The organism is Micropruina sp. (genome assembly GCF_047606665.1).
In the GTDB taxonomy this organism is placed as follows: domain Bacteria; phylum Actinomycetota; class Actinomycetes; order Propionibacteriales; family Propionibacteriaceae; genus Micropruina.
Window position 1 is genome coordinate 89,010 of sequence record NZ_JASGEF010000012.1, and the last position, 15,087, is coordinate 104,096.

At 67.0% G+C, this 15,087-nt stretch carries 14 protein-coding genes and 1 pseudogene; 8 read left to right on the forward strand and 7 right to left on the reverse strand.

The features are described from left to right. Positions 1–207 precede the first annotated feature (207 nt). Both QM619_RS03430 and QM619_RS03435 read left to right on the forward strand, forming a co-directional pair. Complete coding sequence (locus tag QM619_RS03430) at positions 208–1,209, forward strand: sugar-binding transcriptional regulator (protein WP_415104325.1); 1,002 nt, start codon at positions 208–210, stop codon at positions 1,207–1,209. Then, positions 1,206–2,045, forward strand: a complete 840-nt coding sequence (locus tag QM619_RS03435; RefSeq protein ID WP_415104327.1) for a phosphotransferase — start codon at positions 1,206–1,208, stop codon at positions 2,043–2,045. The genes QM619_RS03430 and QM619_RS03435 overlap by 4 nt, the downstream gene beginning before the upstream one ends. Here the strand turns inward: QM619_RS03435 and QM619_RS03440 are convergent. The 4 genes from QM619_RS03440 to glmS form a co-directional block, all read right to left on the reverse strand. Next, positions 2,035–2,682, reverse strand: coding sequence for a PTS sugar transporter subunit IIA (locus QM619_RS03440; RefSeq protein WP_415104329.1), 648 nt, complete (start codon positions 2,680–2,682; stop codon positions 2,035–2,037). The two genes, QM619_RS03435 and QM619_RS03440, sit on opposite strands and share 11 nt — an antisense overlap. Positions 2,683–2,874: 192 nt before the next feature. Next, a complete protein-coding gene (locus QM619_RS03445) occupies positions 2,875–4,371 on the reverse strand; it encodes a bifunctional ADP-dependent NAD(P)H-hydrate dehydratase/NAD(P)H-hydrate epimerase (RefSeq protein WP_415104331.1) in 1,497 nt (498 codons plus the stop codon). Between the two features lie 4 nt (positions 4,372–4,375). Beyond that, positions 4,376–4,723, reverse strand: coding sequence for a holo-ACP synthase (locus tag QM619_RS03450; RefSeq protein WP_415104333.1), 348 nt, complete (start codon positions 4,721–4,723; stop codon positions 4,376–4,378). Next, positions 4,720–6,564 (reverse strand): glutamine--fructose-6-phosphate transaminase (isomerizing), encoded by a 1,845-nt coding sequence (glmS, locus tag QM619_RS03455; RefSeq protein WP_415104335.1) that lies wholly within the window; start codon positions 6,562–6,564, stop codon positions 4,720–4,722. The genes QM619_RS03450 and glmS overlap by 4 nt, the downstream gene beginning before the upstream one ends. 122 nt (positions 6,565–6,686) lie before the next feature. On the opposite strand from glmS, the gene coaA reads away from it, so the two are divergent. Further along, positions 6,687–7,676: a type I pantothenate kinase gene (gene coaA, locus QM619_RS03460; RefSeq protein ID WP_415104337.1), complete on the forward strand. Its 990-nt coding sequence runs from the start codon at positions 6,687–6,689 to the stop codon at positions 7,674–7,676. 406 nt (positions 7,677–8,082) lie between these two features. On the opposite strand, the gene QM619_RS03465 is transcribed toward coaA, so the two are convergent. The 3 genes from QM619_RS03465 to QM619_RS03475 are packed head-to-tail and all read right to left on the reverse strand — an operon-like array spanning position 8,083 to position 9,823. Then, positions 8,083–9,078, reverse strand: a complete 996-nt coding sequence (locus tag QM619_RS03465; RefSeq protein WP_415104339.1) for an RHS repeat-associated core domain-containing protein — start codon at positions 9,076–9,078, stop codon at positions 8,083–8,085. Then, entirely contained in the window at positions 9,075–9,563 is a 489-nt protein-coding gene (locus QM619_RS03470; protein ID WP_415104341.1) for a hypothetical protein, read from the reverse strand. The genes QM619_RS03465 and QM619_RS03470 overlap by 4 nt, the downstream gene beginning before the upstream one ends. Positions 9,564–9,592: 29 nt before the next feature. Beyond that, the gene (locus QM619_RS03475; protein ID WP_415104343.1) at positions 9,593–9,823 is read right to left on the reverse strand and encodes a helix-turn-helix domain-containing protein; all 231 of its coding nucleotides are present in this window, start codon (positions 9,821–9,823) and stop codon (positions 9,593–9,595) included. Positions 9,824–11,046: 1,223 nt separating this feature from the next. Here QM619_RS03475 and QM619_RS03480 point away from each other — a divergent pair. From QM619_RS03480 to QM619_RS03500, 5 genes and pseudogenes are all read left to right on the forward strand, one after another. Beyond that, positions 11,047–11,850 carry a sorbitol-6-phosphate dehydrogenase subunit gene (locus tag QM619_RS03480; protein ID WP_415104345.1) on the forward strand — a complete coding sequence of 268 codons (804 nt, stop codon included), beginning with the start codon at positions 11,047–11,049 and terminating at the stop codon, positions 11,848–11,850. Between the two features lie 40 nt (positions 11,851–11,890). After that, positions 11,891–12,136 (forward strand): PTS glucitol/sorbitol transporter subunit IIA, encoded by a 246-nt coding sequence (locus QM619_RS03485; RefSeq protein ID WP_415104357.1) that lies wholly within the window; start codon positions 11,891–11,893, stop codon positions 12,134–12,136. Between the two features lie 143 nt (positions 12,137–12,279). Continuing rightward, entirely contained in the window at positions 12,280–13,776 is a 1,497-nt protein-coding gene (locus QM619_RS03490) for an FGGY-family carbohydrate kinase (protein ID WP_415104347.1), read from the forward strand. 173 nt (positions 13,777–13,949) lie between these two features. Beyond that, positions 13,950–14,837, forward strand: coding sequence for an MIP/aquaporin family protein (locus QM619_RS03495; RefSeq protein ID WP_415104349.1), 888 nt, complete (start codon positions 13,950–13,952; stop codon positions 14,835–14,837). Continuing rightward, a pseudogene (locus QM619_RS03500) lies at positions 14,837–15,087 on the forward strand (polyphosphate kinase 2); the annotation flags it as partial. The gene QM619_RS03495 and the pseudogene QM619_RS03500, both read left to right, overlap by 1 nt.

Here is a 15,087-nt window from a genome sequence, read left to right on the forward strand (position 1 = left end):
CCCGCACGTTGTGATCTGAAAACCCTAGACCGCCCGCGGACGGACGGCTACACGCCACTGCCGCAGTCTTCAAGATGAGACCCTAGGCACTCATCTGTCGAGTCACCCTCGAGGCGGCCATCGGCTCGCCATTCTCCGCCGTGGGAGCCCGGCACCGGACTGAGGCCTGTCGGCGTCCACCGATCCTCTGATAGCGTCATCCCTCATATGAGCGCGCCCGACCTGCCACCGCCCACGGCCTTCAAGGGGCCCGCCGAGCTCGTCTTGGCCGCCGAGATCGCGCGACTGTACTACCTGGACGGGATGACCAAGGTCGAGATCGCCGACCAGCTCCGGTTGAGCCGGTTCCGGGTGGCGCGGCTGCTGCAGGTCGCCCGCCAGGAAGGCGTGGTGCGGATCGAGATTCAGCAGTCCGGGACCATCGACCTGGACCGCTCGATCCGGCTGCGGGAGCGCTTCGGGCTGGAGCATGTGGTGGTGGTCGACTGCCCCGAGGGCGATCCGCAGTCGCTGCGGTCGGCGCTCGGCCGGGCCGCGGCCGACTTGCTCGGCGAGGTGGTCGGTGCCGGCGACCTGATCGGACTGGCCTGGGCGCGGTGCGTCCAGTCGATGGTGCGGCAGGTGCGTCGGCTTCCGCAGGCGTCCGTCGTCCAGCTCACCGGGGTGTTGCCGCAGGACCTGACCGGACAGCTCGACGAGGACACCGCCGTCGACATCGTCCGCGATCTGGCCCGGGTCACCAAGGGCCCGGCCTACCTCTATTTCGCGCCGTTCCTGGTGCCGGACGCCGCCACTGCCCTGGCGTTGCGCCGCCAGCCCGAGATCGTCCGCGCCTTCGGCAAGGCGTCCTCGGCCGATGTCGCCGTGGTCGGCATCGGCCGCTGGGCGCCCGGCCTGTCCACCCTCTACCAGGCCGCGACCCCGCCCGAGCGGACGGCGCTCGCCCAGGCCGGCGTCTGTGCCGAGATGGCCGGCATCTGCCTGGCCGCCGACGGCGAACCGCTGCACACCCCGTTCAACGAGCGGATGATCAGCGTGGACGCCGCACAGTTCCGGGCTATGTCCCAGCGGATCGCGATCCCCTACGGCAGCGACAAGCACGCAGCGGTGCTGGCCGCGCTGCGCAGCGGCCTGGTCACCATGCTGGTGACCCATTCGTCGCTGGCCGAGGCGCTGCTCACCCACGATCAGCCGCCCGGTTCGTCGTGAACGCCTCCGAGCCTGACGACGCCGAGGTGGTGTTGGTCGGCGGCACTGCCAACAAGGGACGCATCATGCGCCGCGGGGACGCCGTCCATCGGCCGCCCGGTCCGCACGCCCCCAGCGTGCATGCGCTGCTGAACCACCTGGAACAGGTCGGTTTCGACGGCGCGCCGCGGTTCCTGGGCATCGACGATCAGGGCCGCGAGGTGCTCACCTTCGTCCCCGGCGACACGGTCGTCCCGCCCTATGCGGCGTGGATGTTCGGCGACGAGGCGTTGCGCAGCGTGGCCGAGCTGCTGCGCCACTATCACGAGTCGGTCGCCGACTTCGATGTGGCACCGTGGCGCTGGTCGCGTCCGCCACCCGAACCGTTCCGCGGGACGCTGGCCTGCCACAGCGACCCGAATCTCGCCAATGTGGTGTTCCGCGACGGCGTCGCCGTCGCGCTGATCGATTTCGACCTGGCGGGACCGGGCCTGCCGATCTGGGACGTCGCCGCGGCGGCCCGGTTGTGGACGCCGCTGCGCGCCGACGAGTACATCGACGATCCGCGGCACGGCCGGTCGTTGGAACGACTGCGCCTCTTCCTGGACGCCTACGGGGCCGACTTCGATCCGGAGCAGTTCGTGGACGCCGTGGTCGCCAACCACGACTGGCTGTACCGGGTCGTCGAGGACGGCTCGGACGCAGGAACCCCTGGCTTCGTCGCCTACTGGGCGCAGGTCGAACACCGCGCGGCCCGCACCCGTGAGTGGTACCTCGGCCAGCGGCGTGCGCTGCTGGCTGCGGCGCGCCCGACGCGCTCCCGGCGCGTGGGCTTGCCGGGAGGCCTCAGTCGTTGACGGTGGACAGGGTGGCCCAGATCTCCTCAGCCGACGTGGCCTGCTCGAGCAGCGTGACCCGCGCCTCATCGAGGAAGACCTCGGCGATCCGGCCGAGCAGTTCGAGGTGCTGGCCGTGCGCGGCGGCGATGCCGATGACGAACTTCACCGGGTTGCCGTTCCACTCCAGCACGTTCGGGTAGCGCACCACCGAGATGGCCGACGAGTCGATCTTCGCCATCTCAGCGTTGGTGCCGTGCGGAATCGCCAGCAGGTTGCCCATGTAGGTCGACACCGAACGTTCGCGTTCGAACATCGACTCGACGTAGCTCTCACCGACCGCGCCGGTGGCGATCAGCAGGCCGCCGGCCTCACGGATGGCCTCGTCCTTGGTGGTCGCGGTGCCGCTCAGCGTGATCGCACGCAGCTTCAGGATGGCGTTCTCGTCGTCGATCGGCCCGGCAGCAGCGGCCTGCACCACCACCACTGGCTCGGCGACGGGCGCGGCGGGGGCGGCGGGCGCCGACGGCGCGGGCTGCGCCCTCGGCGGCTCAGGCTGCTGAGTTGGGGCGGCGCCGGACTGACGCTTGCGCATCAGGTACAGGATCGCAATCACCACCACAGCGATGATCAGCACGATCACCAGGGGCTGGTCCATCAGGGTTCTCCTCGTCAATGGATTCAGGTGGCACCGCACACCAGCGCCACACGGATTCTGTCATCATCGGCGGGTTCAGACGATCCTCGGCCCGCTATCCGGCCAGCGAGTCGTGGGCGAGCGCACCTGGATCCCGGATCAAGACGGGATGGGCCTGGCGTTCGCGTCCCCGAGTGGATGTGAATCGTGGATTCACGTATCAGTCCGGGATGACCGGTGGGTCCGGGATGACGGAGCACGCAGCCCGGCGATCGCCGCCGGCAGCCGGGTGGCGAGTTCCTGCGGTGGAAGCGGTCCGGGGGCCTGTGCCGCGGCGATCGCCTGCACGGACGCCGCCGCCAGCGCGGCCCTGGCCGGGCTCAGTCCGGCGGCCAGCAGGGTTCCGCAGATGCCGGCCAGCACGTCGCCGGAGCCGGCCTGCGCCGTCCAGTGCGGGCCGGGGACGGCGATCCCGACCGCGCCGTCCGGGCCGGCGACGTATTGGGTGGCGCCCTTGAGCAGAACTGTCGCCCGGTACCGCCGGGCGGCCTCCTGGACGGCGGCGATCGGGGCGGCGGCCACCGCCGGCCGTTCGGCGTCCAGCAGCCGGGCCAGCTCGCCGGCATGTGGGGTGAGCAGGACCTGCTCCCCCAGCTGCCCGTCCGGCAGGAAGCGGAGCGCGTCGGCGTCCAGCACCAGCGGGACGCCGTCTGCGAGCGCCCGCTCGACGGTGGCCGCGCCGTCCGGACTGTCGCCCCAGCCGCAGCCCAGCACACGGGCCTGCACCCGTCCCGTGCCGAACACCACGTTCGGTGTCTCCGACCGGATCAGTCCGGACGCCGCCGGCGCACCGGCGAAGCGGACCATGCCCGCGCCGGCGTGCACCGCGCCCAGCGTGGAGAGCACCGCGGCGCCGGGGTAGGCGTCCGATCCGGTGTCGAGCCCGACCACGCCGCGGGAATACTTGTCGCTGGTGGCGCCAGGGAAGGGCCAGGCCGCGGCGACGTCCGAGAGCTCCCAGCAGCGCAGGTCGGCCGCGGGTAGATCCAGCCCGATGTCGATCACCTCGACCACCCCGCACGCCGACGCCGCCGGCTGCAGCACCTGACAGTATTTGAGCCCGCCGAAGGTGACGGTACGAGCTGCAGTGAAGTGGGAGACCCCACCGTTGGTCGAGCTTGTCGAGACCCCGGTTTCGACAAGCTCAACCGACGAAGGCGAATCCGCGGCCAGCCCGGACGGCAGGTCGACGGCGACCACCGGCACGCCGGCGTCCGCGCAGGCCTGCGCGAACAGGGCGACCGGTTCCCGCAGGCCAGGGCGTCCGCCGATGCCCAGCACGCCGTCCACCACCAGGTCGGCCCGGCCCAGCGCCGCGACCGCGCCGACTGCGTCCAGCTCGCGGCCGCCGGCCGCCCGGAACGCCGCCCACGCCTCCCGATAGACATGCCCCGACGTCCGCCACGCCGCCACCGCAACCCCGCGGGCCAGCAACCGGGCCCCGGCGTACAGCGCGTCGCCGCCGTTGTTGCCCGCGCCGACCACCAGCAGCGCCCGTGAGCCGTAGACGGCGCCGCGCAACCCGCGCAGTTCTCGGAGCAGCACGGACGCCAACCCGGCCGCCGCCCGCTGCATCAGGACGCCGGGCAGCGCCGCCAGCAGCGGCTCTTCCGCCGCGCGGATCGTGTCCGCCAGGTAGGCAGCCTTCATCGCGTCATGCCTCGCAGACCACCACCGCGGCGGCGATGCCCGCGTCGTGGGTGATGGAGAGGTGCACGGTGGCGATGCCGAGTTCGGCGACCCGCGCGGCCACCGTGCCGGTGTAGTGGAAGTAGGGCTTGCCCCACTCGTCCTTGCGGACCTCGGCATCGTGCCAGGACAGCCCGGCGGGCGCCCCCAGCGCCTTGGCCAGGGCCTCTTTGGCGGCGAACCGTCCGGCCATCCGGTTCATCGACGAATCCCGCTCGGCGGGGGTGAACAGCCTGGTCAGCAGGCGTTCCCGGGCGGCGGCCGTGGCGAACCGCTCGACCGGGCAGACGTCGATTCCGATGCCGACGATCACTCGACCGTGACCGACTTCGCCAGGTTGCGCGGCTGGTCGACATCGAAGCCCTTCAGCGAGGCCACCTCGCAGGCGAACATCTGCAGCGGCACGGTGGCGACCAGCGGCTGCATCAGCGTCGACACCTTGGGCAGCCGGAACAGGAAGTCGGCGTACGGCGTCACCTCGTGATCGTCGTCCTCGGCCAGCACGACGGTGAACGCGCCCCGTGCGCGGACCTCTTGAATATTGGAGATCACCTTGTCGTGCAGTTGGTCGCGGCCCTGCGGCGGCACCACCACGAAGATCGGGATGCCGTTTTCGACCAGCGCGATCGGGCCGTGCTTGAGCTCGCCGGCCGGGAACCCCTCGGCGTGCAGGTAGGCGATCTCCTTCAGCTTCAGGGCGCCTTCCAGCGCCACCGGGTAGCCGACGTGCCGGCCCAGGAAGAGCACAGATTCGGTGTCGGCGTACTTCGCGGCCAGCTGCTTGATCGGCTCGATCTCGTCCAGCACCCGCTGGATCAGCGGCGGGACGGCGGCCAGCTCGGACATGATCGCGGCGATCTCGTCGCCGAATTTCGCCCCCCGGACCTGGGCCAGGTAGAGCCCGAGCAGGTAGCAGGCGGCCACCTGGGTAAGGAAGCCCTTGGTGGAGGCGACGCCGATCTCGGGGCCGGCGTGGGTGTAGATGACGGCGTCCGATTCGCGCGGAATGGTGGCGCCGTTGGTGTTGCAGATCGCGATCACCTTGGCGCCCTGCTCGCGGGCGTGCCGGATCGCCATCAGCGTGTCGGCGGTCTCGCCCGACTGGCTGAGCGTCACCACCAGGGTGCGCGGGGTGATGATCGGGTCGCGGTAGCGGAATTCGGAGGCGATCTCGACCTCGCAGGCGATCCGGGTCCAGTGCTCGATGGCGTACTTGGCCACCATGCCGGCGTAGTAGGCGGTGCCGCAGGCGACGATGATGATCTTGTCGATGGTGCGCAGTTCGGCTTCGGGAATGTGCAGTTCGTCCAGCTTCAGCGAGCCGTCGGTGTTGTACCGGCCGAGCAACGTGTCGGCGACCGCCTGTGGCTGCTCGTAGATCTCTTTGCGCATGAACCAGTCGTAGCCCTGCTTCTCGGCGGCGGAGAGGTCCCAGGTCACCTCGAACGGGTGCGAGTCGGCCGGACGCCCGTCGAAGTCGGTGACGGTGACGGTGTCGCGGGTGACGTCGACCACCTGGTCCTGGCCGAGCTCGATCGCCTGCCGGGTGAACTCGATGAACGCCGCCACATCGGACGCGACGAAGTTCTCGCCGTCGCCGACGCCGACCACCAGCGGCGAGTTGCGCCGGGCGGCGACCAGCCGGTCTGGTTCGGCGGTGTCGATGGCGACCAGGGTGAACGCGCCGTGCAGCCGGTTGCAGACGCCCCGCATGGCGTCGGCGAGATCGGTGCCGTCCTCGACCGCCTTGCCGAGCAGCTGGGCGGCCACCTCGCTGTCGGTCTCGGAGCGGAACTCGACGCCCTGGGCCTGGAGTTCGGCGCGCAGCGGCGCGAAGTTCTCGATGATGCCGTTGTGAATCAGCGCCACCCGGCCGTTTGCCGACACGTGCGGGTGTGCGTTGCGGTCGGTCGGGCCGCCGTGGGTCGCCCACCGGGTGTGCCCGATGCCGGTCTCGCTGACCGCCAACGGATCGGACGCCGCCGCCACGTCCAGATTGGCGATCTTTCCGGCCTTCTTGCGGACGTCGATCGCCCCGTCGGCAATCACCGCCACGCCGGCCGAGTCGTAACCGCGATATTCCATCCGGCGTAACCCTTCGACCACCACCTTGCTGGCATCGCGTGGGCCGACATATCCGATGATTCCGCACATGCGGAGGACTTTACCGGGGGTTACTCCGGTCAATCGCCATTCCCAGCGGCGAAGGGCGCGTTCTCGCTGTGCCATGGCGCCGGGCCGGGCAGACTGGTGACCTGCCCAGCCAACGAGGTGTCATGGACCAGCAACCCATCCTGCTTCCCACGGATCCACGGCTCGCCCCCGAGGACGACCCGTACGGTCCCTACGTGGCGCTCAGCCGCACCCAATGGAGCGAGCTCGCCGAGGCCGTCCCGTGGGATCTGGACGCCGACACCCTGGCCCGGCTGCGTGGTTTGGGCGACCCGACCGACTCCGACGAGGTGCGGCAGGTCTACCATCCGCTGACCCAGCTGCTGAACCTGTACTGGGAGCGGACCGGGGCGCTGTACGGCACCACGCACGACTTTCTCGGCATCAATCACAAGCAGGTGCCGTTCGTGATCGGCGTGGCCGGATCGGTGGCGGTCGGCAAGTCGACCACCGCCCGGTTGCTGCAGGAGCTGCTGCTGCGCGGACCCCGGCGTCCGAAGGTCGACCTGGTGACCACCGACGGGTTCCTCTACCCGAATCACATTCTCGAGGCGATGGGCATCGCGCACCGCAAGGGATTCCCGGAATCGTACGACCGGCAGGCGCTGCTGCAATTCGTGATCGACGTGAAGTCCGGCAAGTCCGAGGTGACCGCGCCGGTCTATTCGCACCTGTCCTACGACATCGTCCCCGACCAGCGCATCGTGGTGCGCGACCCCGACATCCTGATCGTCGAGGGACTGAACGTGCTGCAGCCGGCCCGGCGCCGCTCGGACGGCAGCACGGCCCTGGCGGTGAGCGACTTCTTCGACTTCACCGTCTACGTGGACGCCCGCACCGCCTTCATCAGGCAGTGGTACATCGATCGCTTTTTCGCGCTGCGCAGCACCGCATTCCGCGACCCGAAATCGTACTTCCGCCGCTACACCGAGATGTCGGACGCCGAGGCGCTGCGCACCGCGACCACCTTCTGGGACACCATCAACGGCCCGAACCTGGAACTCAACATCCGGCCCACCCGCGGCCGGGCGACCGCGATCCTGCGCAAGGGAGAGAACCACCAGGTCAGCTGGGTGCGGATCCGAAAGGTCTGAATCTAGGCCAACCGCGATCTTCAACCTTACCCTGCTATAGCATCCTTGGACATTATATAAAGAACCCCAGCCGCTATGCCGATCACTAGCCCAACCCAGCCTCCCCAAACCCGGAATCTGAAGCCCGGCTGATCGACCACCTCGGGCTCCATCAGCCTCCACGCAAGCACTGCAGGCCGAAGTCCGGTGAACATCTCTAGCGAAACAATCAGAATAGCCCCCGCAACGGCGAGATCCTCCGGATCTGTCCCGACGAATTCAGCACGCGCCATTCCAATGCTAACGCTAATCGGCCACAGCAAAGCCATCGCGATTCCCCAGGACCTATGCCCCCAGCCTGGATCGATTCCAGTCAGAATCGCACACGACCCCACGGCGATAGCCAAGGCCCACCACTCCCACGTCATCAATATGCCGACATTCGTCGATTTGCGAACGCTGTGATCGCATACGAAATGCTATCACCGAATAGAGAGACGGCTCGCTGGGCTCTGACATAGTCGCGATGCACTCTATTCTTCTTCAATGTCACTGCGCGACGAATTTGAGTCTTTAGTCGGGATATTTTATATCGAAGTTTCGCGATTTTTCGTTTAACAACCACAGCCCGCTTCGCAGTAGTAGCCCCCTTCGACCACCCGGCAATCACCTTGCCCATAATTGCTTTCGTCGCCAGTCGCCCTGCGGTTCCCGCAACCAGGCCAATTGCGGTATTAATAAGGCGCGCCTTCGCGGCGGAAACATTCCCTGAGGCATAGTGCAGAGCTGCACTCGCAACCCCGGAGACCGCCGACAATCCACCACACACGGGACATAGAGCGCTCGGGATCATCCCTGAAATGTCACTAATCAGACCAAGAGCGCCGGCCCACTGCTCCATCCATTGACCGGTAATATCCGTCGAGTTGATCGGATCATTGGGGTAACCATAACCGGTTTCATTGCTACCCAAGGTAGGGTCGAGGCTGGTGAAGGTGCCGGTGGCTGAGTTGTAGAGGCGGGCCCCCATGAGGATGAGGCCGGTGTCAGTGGTGGCGCGTTCATGTTGGCCGAGCCAGCCGTAGCCGATGCCTTGGATGCCGCCGGGGTTGTGGGTGACGGCTTGTTTGGGTTGGCCGTATTCATCGTAGTCGGCCCAGGTATCGATGGTGGTGATCGCCGTGCCGTCGTGGGTGTGCGAGCCGGTCGGGATGGTGAGGGTGGTGGCGATATCGCCGCGGAGCCCAGGAATCGCCAACTCGGCCTTCGTCGTCCCCACGGTGGTGGTGAAGGTGAGCCCGAGGTTCCCAGAGGCCAACTCTGCATACCGGGTGGTTGTGGTTGTCCCGCCGCGCGTGTCGTCGGTCCAGGTCGGGTTGTCGCCACCATCGGTGTAGTGCCGTTGCAGGGTCTGACTCGTCACACCGCCGGTACTGACGGTTGGGTCCAGCGACGTCCAGCACCGTCGAGGGTGAAGGTGGTACTGGTGCCGTCCTGGGTGATCTTCCGTGCGGAGTCGGTGTCGTAGTAGTCAAGGCTGATGGTCTTGTTCGCACCGTTGGGACCATCGACGGCCGGCATGCCGGTTTGCCGTCCGAGCGGGTCATAGGTGTAGCTGCCGGCGCCGTTGGCACCGGACGTGGGCCGATCCGCAGCATCAAAGGCCCGCGTGAGCGTGGTGCCGCCGCTGGTCGCGCATGCTCCGCCGCCGCCCGGGTTCCGGCTGGTCTGCCTGGTGCGGTTGCCATGACTGTCGAACCCATACAGCCGCACTGCGCACTGACCGTTACGAGTGTCGCTGACAGTGGTGAGCCTGCCGGCCCGGTCATAGCCATAGCTGATGTTCGACGAGACGATCGGCGTAGCGGGCGAGAAACCGGCCCCAGTCGGGGTGGTCTTCTCGTTCATCACCTGCCCAAGGATAGGGGGTGATGCTCCTATGCGTTGTCAAGCGGTTTGGAGCCATTGGCGGTAGCGGTTGGCGAGGTCGTCGCACCGCCATCACCGACGCCGTCAAAACGCGGCGAACGCGTCCGGGGCGGCACGCTGACGCACCCCGGGGTGCGCTGCCCGGACAGATACGCCCGGATTGTCTTGCGGTCATGGTCGGTGCGGCGGGCGATCTCGCTGATCGTCATCCCCTGCCGTCTGAGCGCGTGGATGTCCACGTCATCCTCCTCTGAAAGCATGAAGAACAGGGCCTCTCTCGAGCTGGTGCGTGGTCAGAGAACACCAGCATCGAGACAGGCCCGCCTCATGAGCGGGAGCGACCCAGGGTGGGGAACTTCGATGAGCAGAAGTGAGGAATTTCCGTGAGCGCCGTCACGCAGCTAAGCCACCAAGGCCCGCTGCAGCAGAGTTTCCCGTTCCTGGAATGGCTAAATGCGTGGAAATGACTCTGCCACCTCTTCTGTGTCTTAGAAATGTCGCGGTGCGCCGTCGATGGCGCGACCATGACCGAGCGCACCCGGCGCCGCAGCCGGGGCGTGCAGATCGGCACGATGTCCGCCAGCAGCACGGGAACAAGGCGCTCCAAACCTCACCCCTTCCCTTCTCTCGATCCACGGTACGTCCTGGCTAGCTGTACTACTCCGATTCCACTTGCCATTACGAGCAGGACGGCGGCTACTGCCTTTGCCCACGGCTGCCCAATAAGGTACATCAGAAGACCACTCAGAGACATTATTCGTACAGTAGAGAGCCATGCGGGCGACAGGCGCCAGTCACCGATGCGTCCCAAAGAGAATCTCAAGCCCCCACCAAGCCCTATCGCCCAGAGGACGAGAATGACGTCTGATTCCATGCCATGGGCCCTAGAGAAATGCCATTACCGACGTCCGCGCCGAGAGTGCCGAACGACCTAGGAAGCGTCCGCGATGACTCAGGTATGCTGCCATATAGCTCCTTGCCTTGTGACCTCGCACCAGATGCGGTCGCCATCGATAATATTTCGCTCGCTTAGGTACATACCTCTTGATCCGCAGGACCCTAGCGGCCACGCTCCTTGTTTTCGAGCGTGCGCGGCCACGATTGGCCCATCTCAACGGTTTCACAAAAATTGACGCCGCATCCGGTGCCGTATCAATCCAGTGCTGCGCGGTAAATCGCCCGCCGCTATCGTGAATTCGATTCGCCAAACTCACTCCGAATGACACGATGGACGCCGCGGCACATGCGGCAGGGCCTCCCACTACACATGCAACAGTTGATACCACACCCATGATCTGCCCCACCACCTTCATCGCACCCCAGAAGTCCCAAGCGGTGCCGGGGGCCTGGCTCGCAGCGCGGGCATCGACCCCAGTCGCACGGACGGCCCCGGCTATAGTGCCCACCGCGCGCACTCATCGTGGATCTGGCGCACTCATTCGAATCGGCAATGGAGGGCAACATGTCACAGAACTGGCTTGGACTCGACGACAAGATCGTCATCGTCACCGGCGGCGCCTCGGGCATCGGCAAGCACATCGTGGAAGGCCTGTGCCGGGAGGGCGCGACGGTCGCCTGCTTCGACCTGTCCGTCGAGGACGGCGTGGACGAGGCGACCGGCGCCCGCACCTACAAGGTGGACATCACCGACGCCGAATCGGTCGAGACCGCGGTCGCCCGGGTCTGCGCCGATCTGGGCGAGCCGACCACCCTGGTCAACAATGCCGGGGTCAACCTGCCCCGGCTGCTGGTCGACGCCCGCGGCGAGGCCCCTCAGTACGAGCTGGACGCCAAGGCGTTCGACTTCATGTTCGCGGTCAACGTCAAGGGCGCCTTCCTGATGGCCCAGGCCGTCGCCCGCCGTCTGGTCCGGGCCGGCAGCGGCACGATCATCAACGTCACCTCCGAATCCGGCAGCGAAGGCTCCAAGGGCCAGTCGGCCTACTCGGCGTCCAAGGCGGCCCTGAACGGCTTCACCCTGTCCTGGTCGAAGGAACTCGGCCCGCTCGGCGTCCGGGTGGTCGGCGTGGGCCCGGGCATCCTGGAACCCACCGGCCTGCGCAGCCCGGCCTACAACGAGGCGCTCGCCTACACCCGCAACACCACCGTCGACAACCTCTCCCCCGACTACGCCAAGACCATCCCGCTCGGCCGTCCCGGCAAGCTCGACGAGGTCGCCGACCTGGTCTGCTACCTCACCTCCGACCGGTCCAGCTACATCACCGGCACCACCGTGACGATCAGCGGCGGCAAGTCCCGGGGCTGATCGGACGGCCGGAGCGGTCCCGCTCAATTGAGCGTGCGTTCTGCCGTGCGTCTTATTTGGCGACTCGGCACCTCCCATTGGCGCCGACCGCTGCTATACCATCGCGTTCAGCCCGGCCACGGCCGATATCCAGCCGGGCGACAACCTGATCTTCGACGGCATCGACTACCCGATCACCGCCGTCGGAAGTCTCGTCCGGAAGAACCTGGACGGGCCAAAAGTCATATCGCGAATCAACGTCGATGGCTCAACCGATGCCGTCGAAACCTCCACCTCGGTGGTCTGAGTGCGGCAGAAGCGATCGGCACGCTTCACCCAGTGCCCCGTCTCATGCTCATCCTGAGCACCTTGCACGAAGCCGAATTGCGACCGTCATCGCGGACGGTCTCACCAGGTGGAAGCACGCAGTAACGAACGAAGGAGTCAACGATGACTGGACCGCAGTACCTGTTGGGCGTCGACATCGGCACCGGCAGCAGCAAGGGTGCCTTGACCACCGTCGACGGCAAGGTGATCGCCATCTCGGAACAGCCGCACATGGTGTCGCTTCCTCGGCCGGGTTGGGCCGAGTTGGATGCAGAGGGTGTGTTCTGGCATGACTTCCGGGCGATCTGCGCGGAGCTGATCCCGAAGGCGGCCGACGGCGTGATCGCCGGCGTCGGCGTGTCGGGTATCGGGCCGTGCATCGTGCCGGCGGACGGCGCCGGGCAGCCGCTGCGTCCGACGATCCTGTACGGCATCGACACCCGCTCGACCGCGGAGCTCGACGAGATCACTGAGCGGTATGGCGAGGACAAGATCATCGAGATCTGCGGCAACCCGCTGAACGCCCAATCGGTGGGCGGACGGATGCTGTGGCTGCAGCGGCACGAGCCCGAACTGTGGGCGCGGACCAAGTACTGGTTCATGGCCAGCAGCTACCTCGCCTACAAGCTGACCGGCGCGTACGTGTTGGATCATGTGTCGGCGTCGTACTCGGAGCCGCTGTATGACGTGGGCAAGGGCACCTGGGCGCAGGAGTGGTGTGAAGATCTGGCGCCTGGCCTGAAGATGCCCGAGCTGGTCTGGCCGTCCCAGGTGGTCGGCACGGTCACCCCGGTGGCCGCGGAGATCACCGGCCTGCCGGTGGGGACGCCGGTTGTTCCGGGAACCATCGACGCATTCGCCGACGCGATGAGCGTGGGTGTGCGCAAGCCGGGTGATTCGGTGCTGATCTACGGGTCGACGATGACGGTCATCACGGTCACCGACAAATTCATTCCGGGTCGTCCGTTGTGGGTCAACGCGCACCTGTTCCCCGGCACCTACAACCAGGTCGCCGGCATGGCCACCTCCGGCGCGCTGACCAAATGGCTGCGTGACCTGTGCGGCGGCGGCTTCCACTTCGGCGAGCTGAGTGCCGAGGCGAAGGCCGTCCCACCGGGCTCGAACGGTTTGATCGCACTGCCGTACTTCGCCGGCGAGCGTTCTCCGTTGTTGGATCCGGACGCCCGTGGCGTGATCCTCGGCCTGACCCTGAATCATGGCCGTGGTCACCTGTACCGGGCTTTGCTGGAAGCGACCGCCTTCGGTGTCGAGCACATCCTCGAAGGGATGCGCGCGGCCGGCGTCTCGACCGAGCACGCCTTTGCGGTCGGCGGCGGCACCACCGGCGGACTGTGGCCGCAGATCATCGCCGACGTGACCGGGATGACGCAGCTGCTCACCGAGCAGTCCGTGGGCGCCTGCTACGGCGACGCGATGTTCGCCGGCGTCGGGACCGGCCTGGTCAGCGAGGATTCCGACTGGACGACGCACACCGGCCGGATCGAGCCGACGCCGGGCGCTCGCGAGGCCTACCAGCCGTTCTACCAGGCCTACCGCGAACTGCACCCGGCCACCGTCGACCTGCAGCACCGGATGGCGAAGGTCCAGCGCGGCGCATGACCCGACCGGTGCTGGCGGCGGCCGCCGCCATCGCCGTCCCCAGTTCGGATGGCCCTCGACGTCGAGCGCCATCGAAAGAAGAAATCGACATCCCGTCGAGTGGCGGGAGCTTGTACAAGGAGGTACTCAGATGACGTATCGGCTTTCAGTGGCGGCGCGGGAGGTGACCGACCATGCCTAACGAGGACGACGAATTTTTCCAAGTAGGCACCTCCGATCACATCCATCCGACGACGGCGTCGATGATCACTGGCGAGATCCTCGGCAGCTTCTTGCTGGCTTTCATCGGTATCGGTATTGGGTTGACCTCCACCTTCTGGAGTTCCGCGGACGGTCCGTACTTCAGCGACATCTTCCCGGTCGTGTACACCTGGGCGTTCTCGATCGGCCTGTCGGTGTACGTGGCGGGTCCGCTCTCGGGCGCGCACTTCAACCCTGCGGTGACGCTGGCGCTGGCCTCGATCGGACGACATCCGTGGCGCCTGGTGCCGCTGTACATCGTCTGCCAAATGGTCGGCTGGTTCCTGGGAGCGGCGGGGCTGGTGCTGATCTTCCGGCCCGCGATGGAGGCCTGGGCCAAGTCCAAGGGCTTCGACTTCCAGAGTGAGCAGGTCGGCGCGCTGCTGACCACGTACGCCCCGAACCCCGGCTTCGCCGGCACAATCGGCTTCGAGAACTACTCCTTCTGGATCGGCTTCGCCGCCGAGGTTCTCGGCACCGCCTTCCTGCTGCTCTTCATCCTGTCGACCGGCGCCAGTTCGGCCAGCCGTGTTCCGGACTGGGCGGGCGGCCTGATCGTCGGTTCGTCCATCGGTCTGCTGCTGATGTTCTTCGCACCGATCTCTCAGGCCTGCTTCAACCCCGCCCGTGATCTCGGCCCGCGCTTGGTGTTGCTGCTGATGGGCTTCGGAGATTCCGCCTTCCCCGGCACTGGGGTCTTCACCTGGTCGGTGATCTCCACGACCATCGGACCGATCATCGGCGGCGTCGCCAGCGCGCTCATCTTCACCAAGTCCGACAAGGCCATCCGGGCATTGCGTCCGAAGGCGAGCAAGGCCTGATGAGCAAGGGCGAGAAGAAGAAGAAGCTGCCCAAGCTCGACAATGCGCTGTACGAGGCCGAACTGCTGCGTCTGCAGGCCGAACTGGTCGAGATGCAGGAATGGATCCGGACCGAGGGCAAGCGGCTCGTCATCGTGTTCGAGGGCCGGGACGCCGCCGGCAAGGGCGGTGCGATCAAGCGGATCACCGAGTACCTCAGCCCCCGCGTCGCCCAGATCGTTGCGCTGCCGGCACCGACCGAACGACAGCA

Excerpts from the sequence above, each read along its gene's own strand:
- QM619_RS03490 (WP_415104347.1), top strand. The coding sequence starts at position 12,280 with ATGACTGGACCGCAGTACCTGTTGGGCGTCGACATCGGCACCGGCAGC.
- QM619_RS03440 (WP_415104329.1), bottom strand. The coding sequence starts at position 2,682 with ATGGACCAGCCCCTGGTGATCGTGCTGATCATCGCTGTGGTGGTGATT.
- QM619_RS03470 (WP_415104341.1), bottom strand. The coding sequence starts at position 9,563 with ATGAACGAGAAGACCACCCCGACTGGGGCCGGTTTCTCGCCCGCTACG.
- QM619_RS03445 (WP_415104331.1), bottom strand. The coding sequence starts at position 4,371 with ATGAAGGCTGCCTACCTGGCGGACACGATCCGCGCGGCGGAAGAGCCG.
- QM619_RS03495 (WP_415104349.1), top strand. The coding sequence starts at position 13,950 with ATGCCTAACGAGGACGACGAATTTTTCCAAGTAGGCACCTCCGATCAC.
- coaA (WP_415104337.1), top strand. The coding sequence starts at position 6,687 with ATGGACCAGCAACCCATCCTGCTTCCCACGGATCCACGGCTCGCCCCC.
- QM619_RS03430 (WP_415104325.1), top strand. The coding sequence starts at position 208 with ATGAGCGCGCCCGACCTGCCACCGCCCACGGCCTTCAAGGGGCCCGCC.
- glmS (WP_415104335.1), bottom strand. The coding sequence starts at position 6,564 with ATGTGCGGAATCATCGGATATGTCGGCCCACGCGATGCCAGCAAGGTG.
- QM619_RS03480 (WP_415104345.1), top strand. The coding sequence starts at position 11,047 with ATGTCACAGAACTGGCTTGGACTCGACGACAAGATCGTCATCGTCACC.